The organism is Empedobacter sp. GD03739, from assembly GCF_029843245.1.
Lineage (GTDB): Bacteria > Bacteroidota > Bacteroidia > Flavobacteriales > Weeksellaceae > Empedobacter > Empedobacter falsenii_B.
Genome location: NZ_JAOCHX010000017.1, coordinates 24,690 through 48,555, shown reverse-complemented (window position 1 = coordinate 48,555; position 23,866 = coordinate 24,690). Strand labels below are relative to the sequence as shown.

Sequence of the window (23,866 nt, the reverse complement as noted above, 5' to 3'; positions counted from 1 at the left end):
AATTAAAAATCTATCTATTCTAATAATATAAATACATGGGTTTAATAATTTGGAAGATGAGTAAAAAACTCATTAACATACGTTTTTTATCCTTCATTAAATATGTTAAAACAATTGAAGTTGATTAGTATTCCTTTTGGACATTTCAGTAGTTTCATATAAGTTAATAATTGAGCTTCATAAGTAGGAAAAATATCTTGCACAGCTTTTAACTCAACAACTATACTATTTTCTACATAGAGATCACAACGAAAATCAAGATCAAGCAGTTTTTCTTTATAGACAACTGGAACCTTCATTTCTGTGAGAAAATTTATTTTCCTATGATTTAATTCTTCTTTTAAGCATTGATGATAAACACTTTCTAATAATCCTCTACCCATTATTTTATGAACTTCTATAGCAGAACCTATTATTTCATAAGTTAATTCATCTAAATATTTTTTAGTTTTCATAGTCTATGTTTCTATGTTGTTAATGATTATTCAATTGAGATATAAATAAACTTTTTATAAAACCTCCTTATCTTTTATATAAAACATAAGGAGGTTTTAAACAAAACGTCAAGTGGTTTTAATGAAAACCACTTGACGTTTTTTATTTACTTCAATTAGAAATTAGAAAAATTATCTCAACTATTTCTTTTTCTCATACTTTAAAGTAGCTAAAGTATCTCGTAAATCGAGACCAGGTCTAAAAAGTATTTTAGCACTTTTTATAGAAGCAGAATTTACTTTGTTCATTGCATCCATTCCTTCGCTACTAATACTTATTTGAAAAGAACCAAAATCTCCTAAGCGAACAATCTTTCCATCAGACAAATGTTTCGATAACATTTTAGCCAAATCAATCAATGTTGCATACACATCACTCTCACTAACAGATGAGGTTTGCGCAATTTCTTTACTCAAATTTCGAAGTGATACTTCACCATCTGCAATAGAATTTGCGTAGAACTTTTTAGGCGCCATAGGATCTCCTGGGTAAGCCTTCTGAATAACGTTGTATTTTACAGCCATAATTAAAAGTATTTATAGATTAACAGTTAATTATCTTTAAGTTAATACTTTATATTTAATTAACAAAATAAAACTATTGATTATCAATAAAATACATTATATCATAAAAATAAAAAAGGCTTTCTTATATAAGAAAGCCTTGCTATTATCTTGAAACTTTGGTCGAAAGTTTTGCTGTTGTTTTTGGTACAATTGGTTTTTGATGCAATCTCATCGAATCTTTATTTGGTGCTTTTAGCGGATAAGTTCCTGTAAGTCCAGCCAATTTAAATGCACTATATATATTCTTATTCTGCTTGTTTCCTAATGCAATTACCGTAAATTGATTGTTAACATCGTGTACAAAAACGGTGTTATTCCCGTGCCACCAACCATTGTGATACAATAATTTTTTACCATTGTCATATTCTAACAAACGCATTCCAAGCCCATAATTTTTGAAACCTTTCTGCTCGTAACTATATCCTTGGAAAGCTTTTTTCTTAATATTCTTCGGTAAGAAATCATCTGAATACATGGCTACATCTAACTTGTACAAATCTCTTGGCGTTGAGTAAATATTTTTGTCTCCATACGTGCGGTCAAAATCATCCCAAGCCCACTCGTAACCATTGTATTTGTAGGAACGTGCTACTGTATCTTTATCGCGATCATACTCAAAAACAAAGGTATTATTCATCTCAAGAGGGTCAAAAACCATGTATTTCATTGCTTTCGGATAAGGTATTTTCATAATCTTTTCGATTACTAAAGCAAGGAAAGCGAAGTTGGTGTTCGAGTAATAAAACCCTTTGTCTGCGGGACGAATTTGTTTAACGTCAAATTCTCTAAAGATATCTAACACATCTTGATTAGAAATTGGTTTCTCGCGATCCATCATTACCTTCTTGTTATTCCACAAAACGTTGGCATAATTTGGCAAACCGCTGCGGTGATTTAGCAAATTACGAACCGTGATATCATCGTAAGGAAAACCTTCTAATATTGTATTTACTTTTTGATCTAATTTGATTTTACCTTTCTCGACCAGCTTAAGTATCGCCATAGATGTAAAAACTTTCGAGATAGATGCTATGTGAATAGGCGTTTCGGCAGTGATTGGACGCTTATGTCTTTCGTCTGCCATCCCTTGATATTGCTCTAAAAGTACTTGCCCATTCTTCACAACCAACAAACCTCCGCTCACTTTCCCGTCAACCCAAAAGTCTTTATAATAGGTGTTTAGTTTATTTCTGTAATCATTAAGTTCTGCTTGTGTGTACTTCATTGGCTTGAAATCTGCTTTCCAATCCAACGAATCATAGCGCAAAGTATGAGGATCCTTCTTTCTAACTTCTTCTTTTTGTTCGTTTTTCTTGCTACAGCTTCCCATAAACAGCATTGCAGAAGCAAGAACAACCGCTACATATTTCATGTGTTTTTTCTTAATCTTATTGTTTGTTTCTACTAAAGTATATATTTATTTGTGGAATAGTTACCCGTTTAGAAACATTAAGTTTTTTTTATGATTTGTGCGAAAGTTGAGACTTAAACTCGCCTAAGATGACACTTGTTGCAACAGCTACGTTGAGACTTTCGGTAGAACCATTTTTCCCAAAGAACGGAATACTTAGTTTATTTGTCGTTAACTTCTCGATTTCTGGAGAAATTCCATTCGCTTCGTTCCCCATTACCAAGATACCTTCTTGTGGAAGTGTTTGTTCATAAATAGATTCTCCTTCCATAAAAGTCCCGAAAATGTTTCCTTTATAGTCAGACAAGTATTTCTCCAAATCGATATAATGAACTTTCACTCGTGTAAAAGAGCCCATTGTCGACATCACAACTTTTGGGTTGTACATATCAACAGATTCTTTGGTACACAAAATATCCTCTACACCAAACCAATCAGCCAAGCGGATAATTGTTCCTAAATTACCTGGATCTCGAATATCATCCAAAGCAATACTTAAACCATTCAACTTGATGTTTTCGTTATAATTAGGTAATTCACAAAGTGCTAAACCTACATTCGGAGTAGTTAAGAAACTGATCTTTTTCAAGTCTTTTTCTTCAATAAAAGTCTTTTTGATATGTGTAGCTTCTGGCCAAAAGTCTTCAGTTATAAATAATTCTTTAATATTTATAGAACTTTTTATAACTTCCCCGATATTTTTAACACCTTCTACGACAAACAAATTATATTTTTGTCTATATTTTTTAGAACCCAGAGAAGTTATTATCTTAATAACGTTATTTGATAACATATTTATGCAAAAAAAAATTACAACAAATATAACACTTATCTCTTGTTTAGGATTACTTTTTTATAGCTGTAGTACAACTAAGAAAGTACCTGAAGGAGAATATTTGTTTGTAAAGAACAAATTTATCTACGATAAAGAAGATCCCGATATTAAGAAGAAAAAAACTATAATCAACAAAGATTTAAGTGATTATGTGAAACAAAAACCAGCTGGTAAGTTCCTTGGTTTTTTCCCTCTTTGGCAATGGGTTTATAATTGGTCTCCTGCAAAATTTGATGAAACTTTTCAGGAATATTATCGACAAGATGCTTCGGTTCGTAACCAAAAATTATTGGACAGTTTACTAACGAAGAATAATCTTAGCGAATATGTTGGGCACAGTTTATGGAAAGAACGTCTTTATTATAGTCAAGGTGAGGCTCCAGTTTTGTTGGATGAACAACAATCAGAATTTTCGGCAAAGAACTTAAATAGATTATTTCATGACAAAGGTTATTTCGATTCGAAAGTAGCTGTTTCCTATAATAAAGATTCTGTTGCGAAAAAAGCAGAAACTATTTATGATATTAAGTTAGGGGAACCTTCTTATATCGAAACATATGATCAAAAAATATCTGATCAAAAAATAGAAGAATATCTTAATTCTTCTATTGGAAAACAAACTGTTTTGCATGCTGGAGATCAATATAATTTTGACAAATTTGAGGAAGAACGCGATCGTATTATCGATTTGTTAAAGAATAGAGGTTACTATGATTTTAATGATTCGGGCGAAGATTTATATTTTGAAGCGGATACATTAAAAAGTAACAAACGCCTTGATGTAACGATGTTTATTGATAAATATATTCAAGATTCTTTGAAAACGGATAGTATTACACCTTTTACGCAATACCGTTTTGGGAAGATAAATATTTATGCAGATTCTCGCAGTTTTGTTGATGATGAAAGTAAATTAATCAAAGAAGAATATAAAGATTATAACGTTTTATATACAAAAGAACCAGAATATCGACCAAAATATTTTACAGATGCATTTGTAATTCGTCCTGGTCAACTATATCGTCAACGACAAGAAATTCAGACAAAACGTAATATTTTCAAGAAAGAAAACATTAACTTACATGGATTCAGAATTAATAAACAAGATTCTATCCTAAATGTAGACGTTTTCTTTACACCAAAAAAGAAATATGACTTGAATCTCTTTGTCGAAAGTTATGCTTCTCGCTATATGAACTTTGCAATTTCTCCCGGAATGACTTTAACTTCGAGAAATCTATTTGGAGGAGGAGAAAATTTAGAAACAACTTTGAAAGGAACTTTAGGTTCTGTCAACAAAGATTTCTCAATGAATAAAGCATTCTTAAATGCTTACGAAATCGCTATCGAAACAAAGTTGAAATTTCCTTATTTATTAACACCAATTAATCTTGATAATATTTTACCAAAACGTTTTACTGCCGAATCTGCTATTCGAATGAATGCAAGTACGCAGAAAAATGTAGGTTTAGACAAAACGACTTATGGTTTTGGTTTTGATATGGATATTTCGAGTTCGGAGTTTCAACACAAAGTTTCTTTGTTTAACACAGAATTTATTAGTAACCGAAAAAAAGATCGCTATTATGAAGTGTTTACAAAAGATAATAATACAAAAAACGAAGTAAAAGATTTATACTACGCATACAATCCTAATGCACCAATTTATCTAACGGATGATGAATTAACAGACGCAATCGAGGCTGACAAAGGATTCCAAAGTTCATTAACTGGAGAAAACGCAAAGTTGTATGTTGATTTTGAGAATATGTTATATAGAAAAGCTAATATTTCCCAAAATGTATTAATCAACTCTTTTATCTATCAATTTACATTTAATCAAGAAAATTCATTTCGACCAAAAAGTAATCCTTGGTTTATTCAAGCGAGAATTGAATTAGCCGGAAATGTATTAAGAGGTTTAGACAAAGCTTTTGGCTTTAATAAAGCTGAACCTGATCGAGACGGAAATCAAGCAGGTTTGATCTTTGGAATTCCTTATTCTCAATTCGTAAAATTTGATGTGGATGTTAGACGAAAATTCAAATTAAATTCAAACTCTAGCGTAGCGGGACGTTTCTTATTCGGAATCATTCACCCATATGGAAACTCAGATGTTGCACCCTTCGTAAGAAGTTATTCGGCTGGAGGAGCAAATGACGTTCGTGGTTGGGCGCCGTTAACTTTAGGTCCTGGAAGTAAACCACGTATCGATTCTAAAAATCAAAGTTTAGAATTTGAAAGCATGAAATTGTTATTCAATGCTGAATATCGCTTCAATCTTTTTGGAAGTTTGGAAGGTGCATATTTTCTTGATGCTGGTAATATTTGGGGTGTTAATAAAAATCGTCCAGAAACATTATTTAAGTTCAAAGATTTTTACAAAGAATTCGGAATTGGTTCTGGATTAGGTTTCCGTTATCACATTGGTACGTTTGCAATTGTAAGATTTGATTTAGGTTACAAAATTTATGACCCTTCTTACGAATTGGGTGATCGCTGGCAATTTGACAATTTTAATTTGCTTAAACCAAGAATCCACTTCGGAATTAATTATCCTTTCTAAAAAAACATCTATATTTGTTTCACAAAATACTAACATAATGAGCAGAAAATTTCCTGCCGGTGTTGCTACCGGTTCATTAGTTCAAGACATTATCAATGATGCAAAAGCAAATCAATACGCTTTACCAGCGTGTAATGTCATCGGTTCAGATACTATTAACGCTGCAATGGAAGCTGCAGTTGAAGTAAACTCTCCAGTTATTATTCAATTTTCTAACGGAGGTGCTGCTTTTAATGCCGGAAAAGGATTAAAAGGAGAAAATCAACTTTCTGCTATCAAAGGTGCTATTGCGGGAGCAAAACATATTCACACTTTAGCTGAATCTTACGGAGCTACTGTAATTTTACATACAGACCACTGTGCAAAAAAATTATTGCCTTGGATTGATGGAATTATGGACGCTAACGAAGAACATTTTAATAAATTCGGAAAGACTTTATTTAGTTCTCACATGTTAGATTTATCTGAAGAGCCTTTAGAAGAAAACGTAGAAACGTGCAAAAGATACTTAGAAAGAATGTCTAAAGTTGGAATGACTTTGGAGATGGAATTAGGTATTACAGGTGGAGAAGAAGATGGTGTTGACAATTCTAATGTTGACAATTCTTTATTATACACTCAACCAGAAGAAGTTGCTTACGTTTACGAAAACTTAAAATCTATTTCTGATAATTTCTGGATTGCAGCAGCATTTGGTAATGTACACGGTGTTTACAAACCAGGAAATGTTGTATTGACTCCAAAAATTTTAGATAACTCTCAAAAATACATCAACGAAAAGTATGGTGTAGACAACGCTGTAAACTTCGTATTCCACGGAGGTTCTGGTTCTACTTTAGAAGAAATTAGAGAAGCAATTAGCTACGGAGTTATCAAAATGAACATTGATACAGATTTACAATATGCATTTATGGAAGGAATTCGTAAATATTTTGACGAAAATGCAGCTTATTTACAAGGACAAATTGGAAATCCTGAAGGTCCAGAATCTCCTAACAAAAAATATTATGATCCACGCGTGTGGTTAAGAGCTGGAGAAGTTACTTTCAAAGATAGATTAATCCAAGCTTTCCACGATTTAAATAATGTTAATACTTTAGGATAATCTTTTCTTTAAGATTATTTCTATCAAATAAAAACAGAGAATATGCCTTGGTTTATTAGAAGCAAGAAAAATATTACAACGCCTACAGAGTCTAAAAAAGACGTTAAGAAAGGCTTATGGTATAAAACGCCATCAGGAAAAATTATTGAAACTGAAGAACTAAAAGCAAATGCGTATGTAAGTCCAGAGGATGATCATCACGTACAAATTGGTTCTCAAGAATACTTCGATATCTTATTTGATGATAGTAAATTCACAGAATTAGATACAAAAGTAGAAAGTAAAGACCCATTAAATTGGACAGATACAAAACCTTATAAAGATCGTTTAAAAGAGATTAAAAAGAAAACGGGAATGACAGATTCTATTCGCAATGCGACTGGAAAAATTCATGGACGTGACATTACAATTTCTTGTATGGACTTCAAATTTATTGGAGGTTCTTTAGGATCTGTAATGGGAGAAAAAATTGCACGTGCAATTGATTATTCTATCAAAAACAAAACTCCATTCGTAATTATTACACAATCTGGTGGTGCACGTATGATGGAAGCTGCAATTTCGTTGATGCAATTAGCTAAAGTAGAAGCTAAATTAATTCAATTAGCAGATAACAACATTCCTTATATTACAATCTTAACAAATCCATCTTTTGGAGGAATTACAGCTTCTTTCGGATCAATTGGTGACGTTATCATGGCAGAGCCAGGAGCATTAATTGGATTCGCTGGACCACGTGTTATCAAAGAAACTATTGGTAGAGATTTACCAGAAGGATTCCAAACTTCTGAATTTTTATTAGAAAAAGGCTTCGTTGATATGATCGTTCATCGTAAAAAGATGAAAGATAAAATAAAAGAAGTAGCTGATATGTTAATGCCTATCAACTAATTAAAATAAGTGCAAATATATTTTTAAAATTTTATTCAAATTTGATTTGGATTATTAGAAATTGATTTTATATATTTGCACTCCAATCGCGAGAATAGCTCAGCTGGTAGAGCGCAACCTTGCCAAGGTTGAGGTCGCGGGTTCGAGCCCCGTTTCCCGCTCTTTGAAATATAAAAATTCATAAAAATCAAATTTTGCCTTGGTGGTGGAATTGGTAGACACGCAGGACTTAAAATCCTGTGTCCATTAGGACGTGCGGGTTCAAGTCCCGCCTGAGGTACTTTTTAATTTGATTTTTACAATTTACACGCGGGAATAGCTCAATTGGTAGAGCGTCAGCCTTCCAAGCTGAATGTTGCGGGTTCGAGTCCCGTTTCCCGCTCTAACTTCTTTCTTAGAAGTGGATGCCTTGGTGGTGGAATTGGTAGACACGCAGGACTTAAAATCCTGTGTCCATTAGGACGTGCGGGTTCAAGTCCCGCCTGAGGTACAATAAAGCTCAAGAATTTATTTTCTTGAGCTTTTTTTATGCTCTAAATAATTATATCTTTATCCTCATAATAAAGTACGTTTTTATCACATGATTCAAAAATCATTTCTAAGAAAGACACTCTTTACTCTTACCTTTTTACCTTTATTTTCGTATAGTCAAGAATCGAAAAGTTCGGATGATTTATTTCAAGAAGCACGTCACAAAGCTTTCGAAGAAAAAGATTATGCAACTGCCAAGAAACTTGCATTACAAGCTTTGGATCAATCGCCAGAATATACAGATATCGCTGTTTTTTTGGGACGAATATGTACATGGAATGATGAAACCGAAGAAGCGAGAAAAGTTTTTCAGAATGTTGAAAAAAACATGGATCCCTCTACCGATTTCTATTTAGCCTACACATCACTTGAATATTGGAATGATAATTATACAGAAGCCGTTTCTATCATTGATCGTGGATTAATTAAATATCCTAAAAATGAAGAATTATTGTTATTGAAAGCTAAAGTTCTTAATTCGAATAACGCTTATGAAGAAGCTTCAAAAACAATCAAAGAATTATTAGCAATTAATCCTAAAAATACGGAAGCACGCGAATTAGCAAATCGAATCGAAATCAATAATACTAAAAATGCAATTAGTGTAAATTATAATTACTCACATTTTGACAAGCAATTTACAGATGATTGGCATCAAGTTTCGGTTAGTTATAAAAGACAAACTTCGATTGGTTCATTGATCTTTAAAGTAAATTACGCAAACAAGTTTAAAGATAACGGTGTTCAATACGAAGTAGAAGCTTATCCAAGACTTTCTAATACATTTTACATGTACGTTGGCGGTGGATATTCGGATAGTGATGGAATTTTCCCTAAATATCGCACAGGAGCATCTCTTTACGCTAATTTACCTAAAAGTTTTGAAGCCGAGTTAGGTTATCGTCAACTTCATTTTTCGGATGATGTTTGGATGTTTACAGGATCAATTGGGAAATATTATAAAAATTATTGGTTCAATTTACGTGCATTTGTAACACCAAGTAACAACAATATTTCGCATTCGTATACATTTACAACGCGTTATTATACGGGCGATGCAAGCAATTATTTAAGCTTAGCTATTGGTACAGGTATTTCGCCTGAAGATTTTAACAACAATCTTTTAGAAGATACAACTTACAAACTGAAATCCTTCAAAATTGGAGCAGATTATAATTTTTCGATCAATGATTTAAACTTAATTTCAATTGGTGCGAATTATTACAATCAAGAATATCGACCAAATCAAAAAGGAAATCAATTTGATGTAAGCGTTTCGTACAGCCGAAAATTCTAATTGATATAACGGTTAAAAATAGAATCAGGAACCATTTTTTGAGTATTTTTCAAAGAATGGTTTTTTGTTTTAAAGCTTTTCAATCGATTTTTCAACTCTGCTTCCATTTTCGAATTTTGTTCAACATCTTCTGTTAAATTCTTTTCAATTCGATATAACTTCCCTCCTGACAAATGATAATTTTGAAAAACATAATCATCTAAAATATTTTTATTCTGCATTAACGGAACGCCTTGTTTTCTGAAATTCGCTTTACCGTTTTCTAAATTCTGTCCCATCCAAGTCACATAATTCGGTAATTTCAGTTTATATGAATCTCTAAAATATGTCACAAAAGTTGGTGCAACATCAAAATGCGTCACAATATTTGACATCTTTTTCGGTGACTTTAACAAAGGAGAATAAACAATAATCGGAACATGAAAACGATCAATCTTTGTTTCCATCGGTACTTCTGGCATTCGATGATCTCCAGTAATCACAAAAATAGTTTGATTAAAATCTGAACGTTTTTGATAAGCTTCGAAAAAGTTTTTTACAGCTTCATCAACACTCAAAAAAGTCACCAATTGTTGTTTATATTTTTTTACTGTCGTCAAAGTTGTCGCATCATAATTTCGAGATTTAATCAACGTTTCAAACTGTTTATTATATTTCTCAACATTGTTTATTAAGAAAGGACTATGCGTCGCTAACGTCATCAAAACATTAAAATATGGTTGATTATTTTCTTTTTGCGTTGCTAAATATTTTTTAAACACTGAATGATCGTCAAATCCCCAAGAAAATCCATTATTCGACGGAATTTTTGCATAATTATTTTCGTAATCATTTTCATCAATAATTGTTTCAACACCCGAATAATTCAAGTATTTCGACATAAAATCGAAATCAGCATCGCCACCGTAAAAGTACCCCGTTTTATAACCATTACTTTTCAACAAATTATACAAATTGTAATGTTGAGGTAAACTCTTTTGTTCCATAAAACCATTTTCAGCAAATGGCAAAGAACCCGTCAATCCAGGTAAAACTCCATATGTTCTTCCCGTCGTACTTAATCCATTTTCCCAATACAAACTCTTTTTCGAAAGCTTATCAATATATGGTGTAAAAGAACCTAAATATGCACTTTCGTTACTAAAAGCTCGTCCCAAACCTTCAATCACAATAAAAACAACATTCGGTTTTTCTGTTGTTAAATTAAATTGATCCGCGAAGAAATTTTTGTTCTCATCTTGATACAAAAATGGATAATTAGTTTTATCGAAATAATGTCGATTATCTTCATTATTTGAACTCGAATTTGAATTTAAAAAATCAATTTCCGAAAGTTTATCTTCTGCATATTGTTCAATCGAGTTTGAGAAAAAATAAGACGATTTACTCAAAATTAGATTAGATGAAAACTCATCATTTTGAGAACTTTTTAAATCCAAATTAATTGGAACAATAAGCGATAAAAAACTCAAAATTATTAATGGTAATTGAAGAATTTTTTGGTTAATTTTTAATCTATAACTGTAAATAAATATCGTTGTTAAAATAGCAATTACAGCAATTGATAAAAGGATACTTATTGTATTGACAACACCTGATGCTCCAATAATTAATTTCAATTCTTCGAACGTATAAGAAAACAAATCTGAACCTAATAAATTGAGTGTTGTTTGAAAATATTTAATCAATAAAATATTCAAAATTATTAAAAAAGAATACGCAAAAATGATCCATTTTTTTGTCCAACTTATCGAATAAAATTGTAGTAAAAAATATATAAAACTTACCACAAAAATACTATCTAAAGCAAAATCGATATTATGTACGAATAAATCAAAAAATAAAGTTTGATTAGAAGTTGTTGTAAGATTTTCTTGATAAAGATAAAATTCAAGAATTGATGACAATCCAAAAATTAAAAAATATATCAGTGAAATAAACGTAGTTTGCTGAACTAAATTAATAAATCCAAGTTTCAGTTTTTGCCAAATAGATAATTCTTTCGCTTGATTTCCTCCAAAACCTTGTCGCGTCATTTCTCCCCACGAATTATTTTTCAGAAAGAAATCCTTCACGCCTTTCACTCCTGACAACACAACCAACGGATGAAATGTAAAAGGCTCTATAAACGCCGTAAAAAATAACTTCGGAATATCACCTTTCTTGTAATAAACGTTATACGTCATCAAATCAATCAGAATAGCATAAATCGAATATAAAATTCCATAAAGCAATACAAAAGCCATTAAAGGAAAGAAAATATGCCAATTAATTAACCCTAAAAAGAATAAAACAACGAAAATGATCCAACCAATATATTCGATAATCGGTCCTAAAAATTCGAAGAAAAACCAATACGGATAACTCATCATTCCAAGTTTTCCATATTTCGGATTGAAAAATAAAATACGATGCTTCCACAATGTTTCTATCGTTCCACGCATCCAACGATTGCGTTGTTTTGTTAAAATTTCTTTACTTTCTGGCACTTCTGTCCAACAAAGCGGATCGGGAATATTCACCACTTTATAGGCCAATTTTTGTTCGTGCATATAACGTCGCATTCGCACAACAAGCTCCATATCTTCACCAACTGTATCGTGATCGTAACCGCCACACTGGAGTACAATTTCACGATCAAAAGCACCAAAAGCACCCGAAATCAGCATCAAACCATTGGCGCGCGACCACGCCATTCTTCCCAAAAGAAATGCTCGAATATATTCTAACGCTTGCGCTCTTCCTAAACGAGTTTTTGGCAAATTAACATCGACAATTTTACCATCTACAATTGTACAATTATTCGCCAAACGAATTACGCCTCCACATGCAATTACTTTTGCTTTTGCTTCATCCATAAAAGGTTTCGCAAGCTTCAGAATCGCATCTTGTTCTAAAATACAATCGACATCAATACAAACAATATAATCGTTTGCTGCAATATTAATTCCGACATTTAGCGCATCCGATTTTCCTCCATTTACTTTGTCAACAATAATTAATTTCTTGAAAACAGGATTTGTACTTTTATAAATTGCATTAATTGGTTTCGTTTCTATATTTCCTTCAACGAAATAATCAATTTTAATCAAATCATACGCTTCAATTAATCGTTGCAACGAATCATCTTTGGAACCATCATTTACAATAATAATTTCGAGTTGATTGTAATACAACGACAACAAAGAACGCACGTTCTCCACAATCGTTGCACCTTCGTTATAAGCGGGCGCAATAAGACTAAAAGTTGGCGCATTGGGCGATGTTGCAATAAGCGAATAATCTGTAAAACTGTTTTTTCGTATATAAGATTTTATCGCTCCTTTTGCATAAAAACCTATCCATCCATAGACTAAAATTAATAGGATTGAATAAAAAAGGAAGCCGTAAATAAAAAAATCGAAAGCCGTTTCTAGCCAATTCATGATTAGTTTTCTTGGATAATTTGATTAATAATTTGTTTTAATTCAGGAGAGTTTGATTGATGTGCAAGTTTTTGTAAATTGGTTTTTGAACAACAATTATTTAACGCTCTTACACTTGCTTTTTTGACAGAAAATGATGGATTTTCCTTTGCTTGAGTTTCTAAAAATGTGTTATTTTCTGGATTTGAGATTTTTTCTAAAGCTTTTAAAATTTGAATTTGAAACTTTTCGTTACACGTTTCATATTGCTCAATCAATAATTTTGATGTTGAATCATCTTCGATTCTGACTAATGTTTTAATCGTTTCTTTAACAACTTTTTCATCAGAATCGTGCAAATTATCTGCAACCAAATCGTGCATTTGCAACAATTGAAACTTGCGAATTAATTTCATTGTTAGAATTTTCACACTTTGATTAGGTGATTTTAACCAATTCGAAATTATCTTATCAACCTCATCAATATTTGGTAAAATTGTAATTGCATCCAACAATTTCAACTGTTGCCAATCCGTCAATTGCTCTTGTAAATTATCCAAAAAATATAAACCTTCGAAACCAGCAAATTTCGTTAAACCATATTGCGCTTCAGATCGTACTAAATCATTTTTATGTTGTAACATACTTTTGATTTTTGGTAAAGTTTCAACATGATTCATCGTCGTAACTTCTTGTATTGCCTCGGCTATTTCATGATTTTTTTGACTATTTAATTTCTGTAAGGATATTTTTTTTAATTCATAATGGTCAAATAAATTTTGAATACTTTCTTTTGAATGTCCAGAAAAATTTTGTTCCGCTTTTAGTAATTTTTTGATAAAATAATGTTTGAATGAACTTGATTTCAAATAATCATTAAAGTCAGTATTCGAATTGGATTGATCATCCAAAATTGTTTCATAAATTTCTTGATCAATAATCGCATTCCACTTATTTTTCTTTGTAATGATTTTATATTCAATTATACTTGTCAATAACGTATAAATAATTGTCAAAAAAAGTAAAATAAGTAGAATATAAATTCCTACGATTAACTCGGTATAGGTTATAATTTGTAGGATAATCATGCTTTTATTTTAATAATTTCTTCACGCGAACAGACAATTCAATAGGGCTAAATGGTTTCACCATAAAATCATTTGCACCCAAATTAAATGCTTCCACCACTACATCTTCTTGCCCTAAAGAAGACAAAATAATCATTGGTGTTTCGGAATTTTTACTTTTTCTAACAGCACTAATAATCTCCAAACCAGACGCAAAAGGCATCATAATATCTGTAATAATCAAATCAATATCTTCATTCTCAATCTTACTGATTGCTTCTTTTCCATTTCGTGTTAAAACAACTTTGTAACCTTCTTTTTTCAGTTTGTGTTCAATTGTTTTTAAAATCAATTCATCGTCTTCGGCAATTAAAATCTGCATAATATTGGTTTTTAAATATTTTTTAAATAGTTAATAACTAATTCTATTTCGGTTTTTACTTTAATAATCAGCTGGTTTTCTTGTAGGTAATTGATCGAAGTTGATTTTTCTATTTGTTCGGTTAAATCAGCCAAAATTGTAAGTCCTGCAGTTTTTGCTGTTCCTTTTACTTTATGACCTAATTGATTTAATCCTTCTAAATTTTGTTTGTTGAAATAAGTTTCAAATTCTTGTACAGATTTTTCTAACTCATTAATAATTATTTCTATAAACATTTTTCTAAACGATTCGTCGTCTTTCGTATAATTATTTATCATAGAAAGATCAAGGTGATTTCCAAAATCGTTGGTTTCATTCTTTTCTTTTTTAGAAAAATCTAACCATTTTTCTAGGACATCAAAAATATCTTTTTCTCGAATTGGTTTTGCTAAGAAATCATTCAATCCAGCATCAAGACATTTTTCCTTTTCGCCTTTTACATTTCCCGCTGTCACTGCTATAATCGGAGTTTCTTGAAAATTATTTAACAAACGAATAACCCTAGTTGCTTCAATCCCATTCATTTCTGGCATTTGAATATCCATCAAGATTAAATCGATCTTATTTTCTTGACAAATTGATACGGCTTCCGCTCCATTCGCAGCTGTATACAAAATAGAATTTGGTGCAATATTTTTGATAATTTGCTGATTCAGAGCCATATTTACTAAATTATCATCTGCAATTAAAATGTGAAATTGTTTCGAAAAATCTTGCGAAATTTCTTCTTGATTTTCAATTTCTATGGTTTGAATTTCTTTCGAATCAATAATTGTTTTACGCAACGTATCAAACAATTCTTCCGACTTAATTGGTTTCAATAAACGCGAAGTAATTCCTAATTCTTTTGCTTTCTGAATTAGATATTCATCCTCAGAAGAACTATGCAATAACACTAAAGGAGTTTTTGTATCCTTTGTTACGAAATACTCTTTTATTTTCTGAATTGTTTCCAAACCATTCAAAACCGGCATATGATAATCCATCAAAATAACATCGTAAACATCGCCATTCAAAACTTTCTGTAGCGCTTCCATTCCATTATTTGCAATATCAGATGTTATATTTTTGAACTGTAACATATGTTGCAAAATCATTTGATTACTTTGATTATCATCTACAATCAACACATGATTTATTTCTTCCAAATGATCAAATTGTTGCTCAATATTATATTCGTAATCAACTTCTAAATCAAAGAAAAATGTAGAACCTTTATCTATTTCGCTTTGCAATTCTAGATGGCTTCCGAAATAATTTAGCAACTTATTCGAAATTGTTAAACCTAAACCAGTTCCTCCGAAACGTTTACTAACAGTACTATCCTCTTGAGTAAATGCATCAAAAATCTTGACTTGTTTTTCTGGTTTTATACCAATTCCTGTATCACGAACAGAGAATCTCAATTTTGCTTTTTCTCCTTTCACAATTGGTTCAACTTGACTAATTTTTAGTTCTATTTCTCCACTATCCGTAAATTTCACAGCGTTTCCAAGTAGATTAATTAGCACTTGTTTCAATCGAGCTTCATCAATCCAAATAAATTGAGGTAAATTATTATCTATATTCAACAATAATTCTATTTTTTTGTTTTCGGCTTGATAAAGAATCACATTGATTACTTGATTTCCTAACTCGAACAAATTATTTTTTTCTATCGAAACATCCATTCGACCCGATTCAATTTTAGAAAAATCTAAAATATCATTTATTATTGACAACAATGAATTTGCAGAATCATTAATAAAATTCAAATATTGTTTTTGAGTCGGATTAAGTGGCGTTTTCAACAATAAATCAGAGAAACCAATCACACCATTTAAAGGTGTTCGAATCTCGTGACTCATATTTGCTAAAAACTCAGACTTTGCCTTACTAGCGATATCCGCATTCTTTTTGGCTTTTTTAAGTTCTTTATTTTTCTTGACAGATTCTGTTATATTTTGCGAAAACATAATCAGACCACCAATCTGTTTTTTGTTGATATACCACGGATGAATCGCCCACGAATAGTGTTGATCTGTATCATATTTTGGTGTACGATAAATCATATCTTCATTCGAATAATTTTCGCCTTGCAAACAAGCTTCATAAATCGCTTTTCTTTCTGCTGGAACATTGTACATTTCGTAATGAGATTTTCCGATCACATTTTTCTTTTTTATCACAAATTCATCACACCATTGATTACTCAAAGTCAGATAATTCATTTCATTATCAAACATAGCAACAGAAGCAGGTACGTGATTAATAAATGTTTCGAAAATAGCTTTTTGTCGAGCCAACTCTAACGTATAACGTTTTCTCTCATTAATATCCTGAAAAATTCCAAAAACGCTAACACATTCTCCATTTACAAATTCTGGAATTCCTTTACATCTTACCCAAATTGTTTTTTCCTTTTTGGGTAACAATCTGCAACTCCATATCATATCCGATTCCTTTTTCTACCGCATCTTTAAAAGCTTTCTTTATTTTTGGATAACTACTTTTTGCTTCATAAAAATTGAGTGCAGTTTCTACATTTGGTTCATAATCTGGTTCAACTTCATGGATCTTTTTCGTTATATCAGCCCAAATTAATTTTTGCTTAACTAAATCATATTTCCAACCTCCAACATTCGCAACTTCGTACGTATGATCTAGTAACTGACGAACACGATTAAGATCTCTTTCCAACAACGTCCTTTGTGTCATATCCACAGCAGTACTCATTACAACAGGATTTCCTTCGTTATCTTTGTCCAAAATATTACTGTATAACCAATATGTTAGCGAACCATCTTTCTTAATCAAGCTCATCAAACCAGAATCTTGCTTTTTACTCAAAATCGTTTCTATATAGGTTTGATATTCTTTTTGATTAGATTTTGGAATTATTTTTTTCAGATTCAAATCTTTTGCCTCATTTTCTGAATAGCCCATAGATTCTAATCCTTTCTTATTTATCGACAAAATATTTCCATCTAAATCATGAATTGTCATTAAACCAAGCGAAGAATTGAAGAAGTTTCTAAACTTACGTTCACTGTTTTCTAATTCTACTTTTTTCGAATTTTCAAGCGTAATATCTCGACCAAAGAAGAAGATTTCGTTGTCAATTTTTAAGTTTGATCTTGTATACCATTCCACTAACTTCTCTTCTTGAGATTCGGGAGAATACATCAAACATTTGAAATTGATTGAATCTGTATTATTTTTAAGATTTGATAAATACGTATTAACTTTCTTTTTATCTTTTTCCGAAACAAAATCTAAAAAATTTTCTGTAATAATTGTCTTTTTATCTTTTATTCCTAAAACCTCTTTAAAAGCAGGATTTATAGATTTTAGAACACCATTAATATCGGCAACTCCAATCAGGTTATTAGATATTTTATAGATATTTTGAAAGTAAGCCGCATCTTTTTTGCGCTTTTTACTCACCAATAATTTGGTAATATTTTTCCCAAGTTGAATCAATAAATTGCGTTGTTTTTCGTCCAACGTTCTTGGATAATGATCGTTTACACATAATGTCCCCAACACATTTCCATTGTCATCAATCAACGGAACACCAGCATAAAACTGAATATTTGCAGCTTTTACTCCAGCAATATTTTTTGCAGGTTCAAATTTCGTCACATCATCAATCACCAAAATTTCTTCTTCCATTAAAGAAAATTGACAAATAGTTTGTTGACGTGGAACAATATCTACCTCGATTCCGCAATTGGCTTTAATCACTTGATAGTTTTCATCAAAAATAGAAACTAACGCAATTGGCGCATTACAAATCAAACTCGCAGCATTTGCAAAAACCTCTAATTCTTCGTCTTTATCATGTTCTTGTAAATTATAATCGTAAACCGCTTGCAATCTTTGCTTTTCGTTCGTTGGGATGGGAAAATTTTTCATTAAAAATTGATCTTATTTAATAGGAAAGTAGAGGTGGTTAAAGATATTACATAAATCCAAATATTCTAAATCAATTATTTCTAAAAATAAAACCAACCTTTTTATTCATAAAATCATCTCTATTATAAATCTAAACTTTAAAAAATATGAAAATCACAATTCCAATTCCTTGCAAAGAGAAATTAACAAACGAAAATTTCTGTGCAAAATGTCAACATAAAATCACTGACTTTTCTAATTTGACAAATGACGAAATTTCGAATGAATTTCAGAAAAGCAACGTTCATTGTGGTATTTTTCATCCAAGTCAATTAGGTCAAAATCTTTTTAAGAAAACGATTTCTAATGTCATGATTTTTTCTGCTTTTGGGTTATTAAATTCATGTACAAATGGACAGGATAAACCAAATTGTACAGAACCTTTAGTTGCAAAAAATGATTCGATTCACAAAGAAAAAATAAAATTCAAAATAAAAGTTAATTTTGGAAATTCTAACTTAGAAATCAAAACATATCGTTTGTTAATTAATGATGAATTAGTAGAAAGTAAATTAAACGTTGGCGAGGAATATACAATACAATTTGAGACTTTAAAAAATACTGAACTTAACCTAAGATTAGCTTCAAATGAAATAAATTCAGAAGTTTATAAATCTTATTCATTTAAAAATTTTCCGAATAAAGTTAATTTAAACACTTCTGATTTTGAAGAGCAAGTCGTTTTGATGGGAGATATAGTGATTGATGAAAATTTTGTCCCAGAAAAATAATTTATTACCTTGCTTGCACAAAAGGGAATCGAGTGCAAATCTCGAGCTGTCGCGCAACTGTAAGTAGAGAAAAACTATAAGCCAGACCACTTTTTAGATGATGCTTTCGCGATTGAAGCTCAATCAAAACTACATATATTTTTATTATTTGTTGAATTGATTGCACTTGATTTCGAAAGCATTTTTTTATTAAAATTTAGTTTAGTATAAAATGCAAAAAGAAGAAATTCAACACATTATTGATCTTAAAACAAAACCGCTTGGAGCTTTAGGTTTATTAGAAAAAATCGCACTTAAAATTGGTTTGGTTCAGCAAAAAAATCATTTAGAATTAATAAAACCTCATCTAATCGTTTTCGCAAGCGATCACGGAATTGCACAATCTGGTGTTAGTGCGTATCCAGCAGAAGTTACGCCTCAAATGGTTTTAAATTTCCTAAATAATGGAGCAGCTATTAATGTTTTTTGTAATCAAAATGAGATTAATTTAACGATTGTTGACGCTGGTGTAAATTATGATTTCGAGGATTATTCGGTTTTGAAAAATTGTAAAGTAGCCAAATCAACCAAAAATTTCTTGCACGAACCTGCAATGACCTTAGATCAATTGGAACAATGTTTTGATTATTCGAAGACAATTGTGAACGAAATCGCTCAAAACGGGACTAATGTTATTGGTTTTGGAGAAATGGGAATTGGGAACACTTCTTCTGCGTCGATGCTTGTACATTATTTGACCGATTTGCCTTTGGAGCAGTGTGTGGGACGCGGAACAGGATTGAATGATGAGCAATTACAGAATAAAATCAATATTCTAAATGAAGCGAAGAATACACATGGGAAAATTAATAATCCAAAACAAATTTTAGCCACTTTTGGCGGTTTTGAAGTTGCTCAAATGACAGCTGCAATGTTATCTGCTTACGAACACAATATGCTGTTGATGATTGATGGGTATATTGCTTCGGCTGCGATTTTGGTTGCTTCTAAATTGAAACCAGAAATTCTAAACAACGCTATTTTCTGTCATCAAAGTGATGAATCTGGGCATCAATATTTATTGAATTATTTCAACGAAGAACCAATTCTGAACATCAATTTACGCGTTGGCGAAGGAACGGGTTGTGCATTAGCTTATCCAATTATCAAAAGTGCGGTAAATTTCTACAATGATATGGCGAGTTTCGAATCTGCAGGCGTGAGTAACAAAGAAACTGAAGTGAAATGCTAAAAAAAGAAATCGCTTATTTTTTAACCGCATTGATGTTTTTTACGCGAATTCCGATTCCGTTCAAAATTCCATATAGCAACGAAATCATGAATCAATCACAAAAATACTATGCAGCGATTGGTTTATTGGTTGGCGCTTTTAATGCATTGATTTATACAATTTGTCAATTTATTTTACCAATTGATATCGCCATTATTATCACAATGATTACAAGTGTTTTGTTGACTGGCGCCTTTCACGAAGATGGTTTCACCGATGTTTGCGATAGTTTTGGTGGTGGTTATGGCAAAGAAAAAATCTTGACAATTATGAAAGATAGCCGAATTGGAGCTTATGGTGTCATTGGCGTTATCTTATTGTTGTTATTGAAATTCTCATCTCTTCAACACATTGCCGAAAATAATTTTTGGTTGATGATTTTCAGCTTGATTGCGGCACATTCGGTTAGTCGCTTTTTTTCTGGAATGATGATTTATACACACAAATATGTGACAGATATCGACAAAAGTAAATCGAAACCTATGGCAAACAAAGCACTTCCGATAAAAAATCTTGTCATAAGTTTTCTTTTCTGTCTTGTGCCTTTTATTGTTTTTGGCGAATGGAAATTCTTGTTGATTTTACCACTTTGTTACCTAGGAAAAGTTTATTTGGGCTGGTATTTCAAGAAATATATTGGTGGATATACGGGCGATTGCTTGGGAACAGTGCAACAAGTTACCGAAGTTTTGTTTTATCTTGGCGTTTTAATTCTATGCAAGTTTCTGTAATTCGACATACAAAAGTTAATGTTCATTCATCGGTTTGTTACGGGCAAACTGATGTGGAATTAGCTGACACTTTTCATCAAGAAGTGGTACAAATTCATACTAAGATCGAAAACGACTTTGAGATAATTTTTTCAAGTCCACTGAGTCGCTGTCAACGATTAGCAGAAACTTTCTCGAATGAAATTATTTTTGATGAACGATTAAAAGAATTCAATTTTGGAGATTGGGAAATGAAATCGTGGAACGAAATTCCTTCGGAAGAAATAGAACCTTGGTACGCCGATTTTGTCGAAACTAAAACACCAAACGGCGAATCAATGCAAGATATGTCTACGCGACTTTTTGATTTTATGGACGAGTTACGAAATACTCAACACGAAAAAGTGCTGATTGTTGCACATGGTGGAATCATCCGTTTGATGTGGTGTTATTTGTTGCAAATACCAATCAAAAATGCATTCAAAATACCTATAAATTATGGTGAAATGTTTCAGTTTAATTTAGGAAAAACAAATGAGGAAGATTTTATTTTAAGGAAAGAATAAACTACAAACATTTTATCTTTTCTAACGACTTCCATTCATGTTCGATATTGGTCATCAGAATTGCGTTATCAAACTGAACAGAACCTTTTAGAAAGATTGTTTCATTTTCAAAAAAACTTGATTTCACATGTAAAACTTCCAAAGGTTCTACTCCCCAATTATAGGTTTCGAGTTTTAGACCTTCAAAATTATTTCCATTTGGAGAATAACCGACAGAACCATTCTCGAAGAATTTTGAAACTTCATTCAACGTTTCGAAAATCGAATTCGAATTAAATTCAACAGATTTTTTTGCATCAATTTCAATTCGTGTATCGTCAGAACTCGTGAAATCTAAATGATAATTATCGTTTTCTTCTATAACATTAAACTTCGCAAAATAATGTTTCCCAGGAAAAACTCGACCACCAACAAGCGTATTCAATTTTAGAGAAGTATCTCTCATCGGGATATATACACCTTCTTTTGTCACACCATTTTCTTCCCATTCAACCGCGATTCGATGCGCTGCATTTTCAGAATTCACTCCTACAAAATCAGGTAAACCTTTTGGTTTTATATCTTTTAATCGAATCAAACAGATTCCAGCAATTGCTTTTCCTTTGTACAATTTTGGACGAAAAGGTTGAGGTAAAATCGTCTCAATATAGTGTGATTCTACACAAAAATTGATTAACATTCTACGTTCTATAATACCATAAATTGTAGGGATTTTCATAATTTATTCTTTGTAAGTTGTTTCTTGTATTTTCCAATAATTCAACGTCAAATTATCACTATATTTTAAATAAAGTTTAATTTCTCCATTTTGATCAATTTTACCAATTTTTTCTTGAATTAAATAAACCTCCATTTTATCTAAAATTTCATCAGGCTTACCAATCAATTTATAAACCTCATTTTTTGAAGTTCCATTTGAATTATATGAATCAAATTTTAAAACATTATTAACCAAATCATCCAACATCTTATAACGATAATTTTGTCCGTAAACTCCTTCCTCAAAAGGAATCCATTTATCTGATTCAAACTTTTTCTTAGAATTACAACTCATCACAAGAAGAAAAACACCACAAAAAATAAATAATTTCTCCATAAAATAATTCAATTCCCTAATTTCTCAAAAAAAATCAACAAGTCAAATATTTCAAAATTAATTTATTAGAAAAAAGTTGTAAAATTTATTCGAAAAACACTTGCAAAAGTAATATTAATGACCTTATATTTGCACTCACAACGCGGGAATAGCTCAATTGGTAGAGCGTCAGCCTTCCAAGCTGAATGTTGCGAGTTCGAGTCTCGTTTCCCGCTCTTTGAAATATTAAATTCAAAAATCAAATTTTGCCTTGGTGGTGGAATTGGTAGACACGCAGGACTTAAAATCCTGTGTCCATTAGGACGTGCGGGTTCAAGTCCCGCCTGAGGTACTTTTTAATTTGATTTGAAAATTTACGCGGGAATAGCTCAATTGGTAGAGCGTCAGCCTTCCAAGCTGAATGTTGCGAGTTCGAGTCTCGTTTCCCGCTCTGTAAAAGCCGAAGATTAATCTTCGGCTTTTTTTATTTAGAAAAATTTGATTCCTAAAACATAAAAAAACCTCAAACAATCACGTTTAAGGTTTTACTTTTTTATCTAATCGTTGTCTTATTTCGCTTCTTCAGCCAACATTTGTTTATATTTTTTGCCTTCGATTAATCTTTTTTCCGCCCAAATTGTTCCTCCAGGAATAACTGCTGCGATAAAAAAGATCATAAAAATTTTCCAAGACCAATTGTATTTTTCTTTCAATAAATAAACCAATATAATATAAGCTATAAACAATCCTCCGTGTACGCGTCCTGCGTGTGTTACCCATGTAGGATCTTCCCAAATATATTTCATTGGCATTGCGATAAAAAACAAAACTATCGCAGAAATAGCTTCTAAATATCCAGTAATTTTAAATAATTTCAACATTCATCTTAAATTTGAAGTCAAAAATAATTTTTAATTTCCACATGAACACTAATAGATATCAGTAAAACAAATACTTAACATCTATTTTACACGTTATTATAAGCAACA

Annotated in this window: 20 protein-coding genes, 7 tRNA genes and 1 riboswitch; of the genes, 15 read left to right on the top strand and 12 right to left on the bottom strand. The window is 31.4% G+C overall.

Annotation, left to right across the window (positions count from 1 at the left end; genetic code table 11):
• Window positions 1-86: 86 nt before the first annotated feature.
• From N5E64_RS07355 to N5E64_RS07340, 4 genes are all read right to left on the bottom strand, one after another.
• Window positions 87-455 carry a GxxExxY protein gene (locus N5E64_RS07355; protein WP_219033707.1) on the bottom strand — a complete coding sequence of 123 codons (369 nt, stop codon included), beginning with the start codon at window positions 453-455 and terminating at the stop codon, window positions 87-89.
• Window positions 456-635: 180 nt separating this feature from the next.
• A complete protein-coding gene (locus tag N5E64_RS07350) occupies window positions 636-1,019 on the bottom strand; it encodes an HU family DNA-binding protein (protein WP_280036721.1) in 384 nt (127 codons plus the stop codon).
• 145 nt (window positions 1,020-1,164) lie between these two features.
• Window positions 1,165-2,433, bottom strand: coding sequence for a serine hydrolase (locus tag N5E64_RS07345; RefSeq protein WP_280036718.1), 1,269 nt, complete (start codon window positions 2,431-2,433; stop codon window positions 1,165-1,167).
• Window positions 2,434-2,521: 88 nt separating this feature from the next.
• On the bottom strand, window positions 2,522-3,265 hold the full coding sequence (locus N5E64_RS07340) for an RNA methyltransferase (RefSeq protein ID WP_115001648.1): 744 nt from the start codon (window positions 3,263-3,265) through the stop codon (window positions 2,522-2,524).
• Between the two features lie 4 nt (window positions 3,266-3,269).
• Here N5E64_RS07340 and N5E64_RS07335 point away from each other — a divergent pair, with 4 nt between their 5' ends.
• From N5E64_RS07335 to N5E64_RS07300, 8 genes are all read left to right on the top strand, one after another.
• The gene (locus N5E64_RS07335) at window positions 3,270-5,873 is read left to right on the top strand and encodes a BamA/TamA family outer membrane protein (protein WP_280036714.1); all 2,604 of its coding nucleotides are present in this window, start codon (window positions 3,270-3,272) and stop codon (window positions 5,871-5,873) included.
• 37 nt (window positions 5,874-5,910) lie between these two features.
• Window positions 5,911-6,978, top strand: a complete 1,068-nt coding sequence (gene fbaA / locus N5E64_RS07330; protein ID WP_115001650.1) for a class II fructose-bisphosphate aldolase — start codon at window positions 5,911-5,913, stop codon at window positions 6,976-6,978.
• Between the two features lie 42 nt (window positions 6,979-7,020).
• Window positions 7,021-7,869 carry an acetyl-CoA carboxylase, carboxyltransferase subunit beta gene (gene accD, locus N5E64_RS07325; RefSeq protein ID WP_115001651.1) on the top strand — a complete coding sequence of 283 codons (849 nt, stop codon included), beginning with the start codon at window positions 7,021-7,023 and terminating at the stop codon, window positions 7,867-7,869.
• 88 nt (window positions 7,870-7,957) lie between these two features.
• Window positions 7,958-8,030 (top strand) — tRNA-Gly (locus N5E64_RS07320).
• Window positions 8,031-8,065: 35 nt separating this feature from the next.
• Window positions 8,066-8,149: transfer RNA gene (locus tag N5E64_RS07315), tRNA-Leu, on the top strand.
• 29 nt (window positions 8,150-8,178) lie between these two features.
• A tRNA-Gly gene (locus tag N5E64_RS07310) sits at window positions 8,179-8,251 on the top strand.
• A 24-nt stretch (window positions 8,252-8,275) separates the two neighbouring features.
• Window positions 8,276-8,359, top strand: a tRNA-Leu gene (locus N5E64_RS07305).
• Window positions 8,360-8,449: 90 nt separating this feature from the next.
• Entirely contained in the window at window positions 8,450-9,697 is a 1,248-nt protein-coding gene (locus N5E64_RS07300) for a YaiO family outer membrane beta-barrel protein (RefSeq protein WP_280036711.1), read from the top strand.
• Here the strand turns inward: N5E64_RS07300 and N5E64_RS07295 are convergent.
• From N5E64_RS07295 to N5E64_RS07275, 5 genes are read right to left on the bottom strand one after another with little or no spacing between them, the layout of a single operon-like run.
• Window positions 9,694-13,122 (bottom strand): sulfatase-like hydrolase/transferase, encoded by a 3,429-nt coding sequence (locus tag N5E64_RS07295; protein WP_280036710.1) that lies wholly within the window; start codon window positions 13,120-13,122, stop codon window positions 9,694-9,696. The genes N5E64_RS07300 and N5E64_RS07295 overlap by 4 nt on opposite strands.
• A 2-nt stretch (window positions 13,123-13,124) precedes the next feature.
• Window positions 13,125-14,189 (bottom strand): HEAT repeat domain-containing protein, encoded by a 1,065-nt coding sequence (locus N5E64_RS07290; RefSeq protein ID WP_280036709.1) that lies wholly within the window; start codon window positions 14,187-14,189, stop codon window positions 13,125-13,127.
• Window positions 14,190-14,193: 4 nt separating this feature from the next.
• Window positions 14,194-14,550, bottom strand: coding sequence for a response regulator transcription factor (locus N5E64_RS07285; RefSeq protein WP_221854151.1), 357 nt, complete (start codon window positions 14,548-14,550; stop codon window positions 14,194-14,196).
• Between the two features lie 11 nt (window positions 14,551-14,561).
• A complete protein-coding gene (locus N5E64_RS07280) occupies window positions 14,562-17,003 on the bottom strand; it encodes a response regulator (protein ID WP_280036706.1) in 2,442 nt (813 codons plus the stop codon).
• The gene (locus N5E64_RS07275) at window positions 16,963-18,486 is read right to left on the bottom strand and encodes a PAS domain S-box protein (protein WP_280036704.1); all 1,524 of its coding nucleotides are present in this window, start codon (window positions 18,484-18,486) and stop codon (window positions 16,963-16,965) included. The genes N5E64_RS07280 and N5E64_RS07275 overlap by 41 nt, the downstream gene beginning before the upstream one ends.
• A 146-nt stretch (window positions 18,487-18,632) precedes the next feature.
• Between N5E64_RS07275 and N5E64_RS07270 the strand changes: the two genes are divergently transcribed.
• The 4 genes from N5E64_RS07270 to cobC all read left to right on the top strand — a co-directional run bounded on the left by N5E64_RS07270 (window position 18,633) and on the right by cobC (window position 21,802).
• Window positions 18,633-19,256, top strand: coding sequence for a hypothetical protein (locus tag N5E64_RS07270; RefSeq protein ID WP_038333041.1), 624 nt, complete (start codon window positions 18,633-18,635; stop codon window positions 19,254-19,256).
• A riboswitch (cobalamin riboswitch) is annotated at window positions 19,234-19,366 on the top strand. It overlaps the preceding gene by 23 nt.
• 101 nt (window positions 19,367-19,467) lie before the next feature.
• Entirely contained in the window at window positions 19,468-20,487 is a 1,020-nt protein-coding gene (gene cobT / locus N5E64_RS07265; RefSeq protein ID WP_280036702.1) for a nicotinate-nucleotide--dimethylbenzimidazole phosphoribosyltransferase, read from the top strand.
• A complete protein-coding gene (locus tag N5E64_RS07260) occupies window positions 20,481-21,257 on the top strand; it encodes an adenosylcobinamide-GDP ribazoletransferase (RefSeq protein WP_280036701.1) in 777 nt (258 codons plus the stop codon). Before cobT ends, N5E64_RS07260 begins: the two co-directional genes overlap by 7 nt.
• Window positions 21,242-21,802 (top strand): alpha-ribazole phosphatase, encoded by a 561-nt coding sequence (gene cobC / locus N5E64_RS07255; RefSeq protein WP_280036700.1) that lies wholly within the window; start codon window positions 21,242-21,244, stop codon window positions 21,800-21,802. Before N5E64_RS07260 ends, cobC begins: the two co-directional genes overlap by 16 nt.
• Before the next feature lies 1 nt (window position 21,803).
• Here cobC and N5E64_RS07250 read toward each other — a convergent pair whose 3' ends face one another.
• A complete protein-coding gene (locus tag N5E64_RS07250; RefSeq protein WP_280036699.1) occupies window positions 21,804-22,520 on the bottom strand; it encodes a DUF2071 domain-containing protein in 717 nt (238 codons plus the stop codon).
• A gap of 3 nt (window positions 22,521-22,523) precedes the next feature.
• Window positions 22,524-22,898: a hypothetical protein gene (locus N5E64_RS07245; RefSeq protein ID WP_125350484.1), complete on the bottom strand. Its 375-nt coding sequence runs from the start codon at window positions 22,896-22,898 to the stop codon at window positions 22,524-22,526.
• A gap of 142 nt (window positions 22,899-23,040) precedes the next feature.
• Between N5E64_RS07245 and N5E64_RS07240 the strand changes: the two genes are divergently transcribed.
• From N5E64_RS07240 to N5E64_RS07230, 3 genes are all read left to right on the top strand, one after another.
• A tRNA-Gly gene (locus N5E64_RS07240) sits at window positions 23,041-23,113 on the top strand.
• A gap of 32 nt (window positions 23,114-23,145) precedes the next feature.
• Window positions 23,146-23,229 (top strand) — tRNA-Leu (locus tag N5E64_RS07235).
• Window positions 23,230-23,255: 26 nt separating this feature from the next.
• Window positions 23,256-23,328 (top strand) — tRNA-Gly (locus tag N5E64_RS07230).
• 118 nt (window positions 23,329-23,446) lie between these two features.
• Here N5E64_RS07230 and N5E64_RS07225 read toward each other — a convergent pair.
• Window positions 23,447-23,758, bottom strand: a complete 312-nt coding sequence (locus N5E64_RS07225) for a DUF3817 domain-containing protein (protein WP_125350851.1) — start codon at window positions 23,756-23,758, stop codon at window positions 23,447-23,449.
• Window positions 23,759-23,866: the final 108 nt, after the last annotated feature.

Coding starts and splice junctions, on each gene's coding strand:
- N5E64_RS07355 (WP_219033707.1), bottom strand. CDS start 455: ATGAAAACTAAAAAATATTTAGATGAATTAACTTATGAAATAATAGGT.
- N5E64_RS07350 (WP_280036721.1), bottom strand. CDS start 1,019: ATGGCTGTAAAATACAACGTTATTCAGAAGGCTTACCCAGGAGATCCT.
- N5E64_RS07345 (WP_280036718.1), bottom strand. CDS start 2,433: ATGAAATATGTAGCGGTTGTTCTTGCTTCTGCAATGCTGTTTATGGGA.
- N5E64_RS07340 (WP_115001648.1), bottom strand. CDS start 3,265: ATGTTATCAAATAACGTTATTAAGATAATAACTTCTCTGGGTTCTAAA.
- N5E64_RS07335 (WP_280036714.1), top strand. CDS start 3,270: ATGCAAAAAAAAATTACAACAAATATAACACTTATCTCTTGTTTAGGA.
- fbaA (WP_115001650.1), top strand. CDS start 5,911: ATGAGCAGAAAATTTCCTGCCGGTGTTGCTACCGGTTCATTAGTTCAA.
- accD (WP_115001651.1), top strand. CDS start 7,021: ATGCCTTGGTTTATTAGAAGCAAGAAAAATATTACAACGCCTACAGAG.
- N5E64_RS07300 (WP_280036711.1), top strand. CDS start 8,450: ATGATTCAAAAATCATTTCTAAGAAAGACACTCTTTACTCTTACCTTT.
- N5E64_RS07295 (WP_280036710.1), bottom strand. CDS start 13,122: ATGAATTGGCTAGAAACGGCTTTCGATTTTTTTATTTACGGCTTCCTT.
- N5E64_RS07290 (WP_280036709.1), bottom strand. CDS start 14,189: ATGATTATCCTACAAATTATAACCTATACCGAGTTAATCGTAGGAATT.
- N5E64_RS07285 (WP_221854151.1), bottom strand. CDS start 14,550: ATGCAGATTTTAATTGCCGAAGACGATGAATTGATTTTAAAAACAATT.
- N5E64_RS07275 (WP_280036704.1), bottom strand. CDS start 18,486: ATGAAAAATTTTCCCATCCCAACGAACGAAAAGCAAAGATTGCAAGCG.
- N5E64_RS07270 (WP_038333041.1), top strand. CDS start 18,633: ATGAAAATCACAATTCCAATTCCTTGCAAAGAGAAATTAACAAACGAA.
- cobT (WP_280036702.1), top strand. CDS start 19,468: ATGCAAAAAGAAGAAATTCAACACATTATTGATCTTAAAACAAAACCG.
- N5E64_RS07260 (WP_280036701.1), top strand. CDS start 20,481: ATGCTAAAAAAAGAAATCGCTTATTTTTTAACCGCATTGATGTTTTTT.
- cobC (WP_280036700.1), top strand. CDS start 21,242: ATGCAAGTTTCTGTAATTCGACATACAAAAGTTAATGTTCATTCATCG.
- N5E64_RS07250 (WP_280036699.1), bottom strand. CDS start 22,520: ATGAAAATCCCTACAATTTATGGTATTATAGAACGTAGAATGTTAATC.
- N5E64_RS07245 (WP_125350484.1), bottom strand. CDS start 22,898: ATGGAGAAATTATTTATTTTTTGTGGTGTTTTTCTTCTTGTGATGAGT.
- N5E64_RS07225 (WP_125350851.1), bottom strand. CDS start 23,758: ATGTTGAAATTATTTAAAATTACTGGATATTTAGAAGCTATTTCTGCG.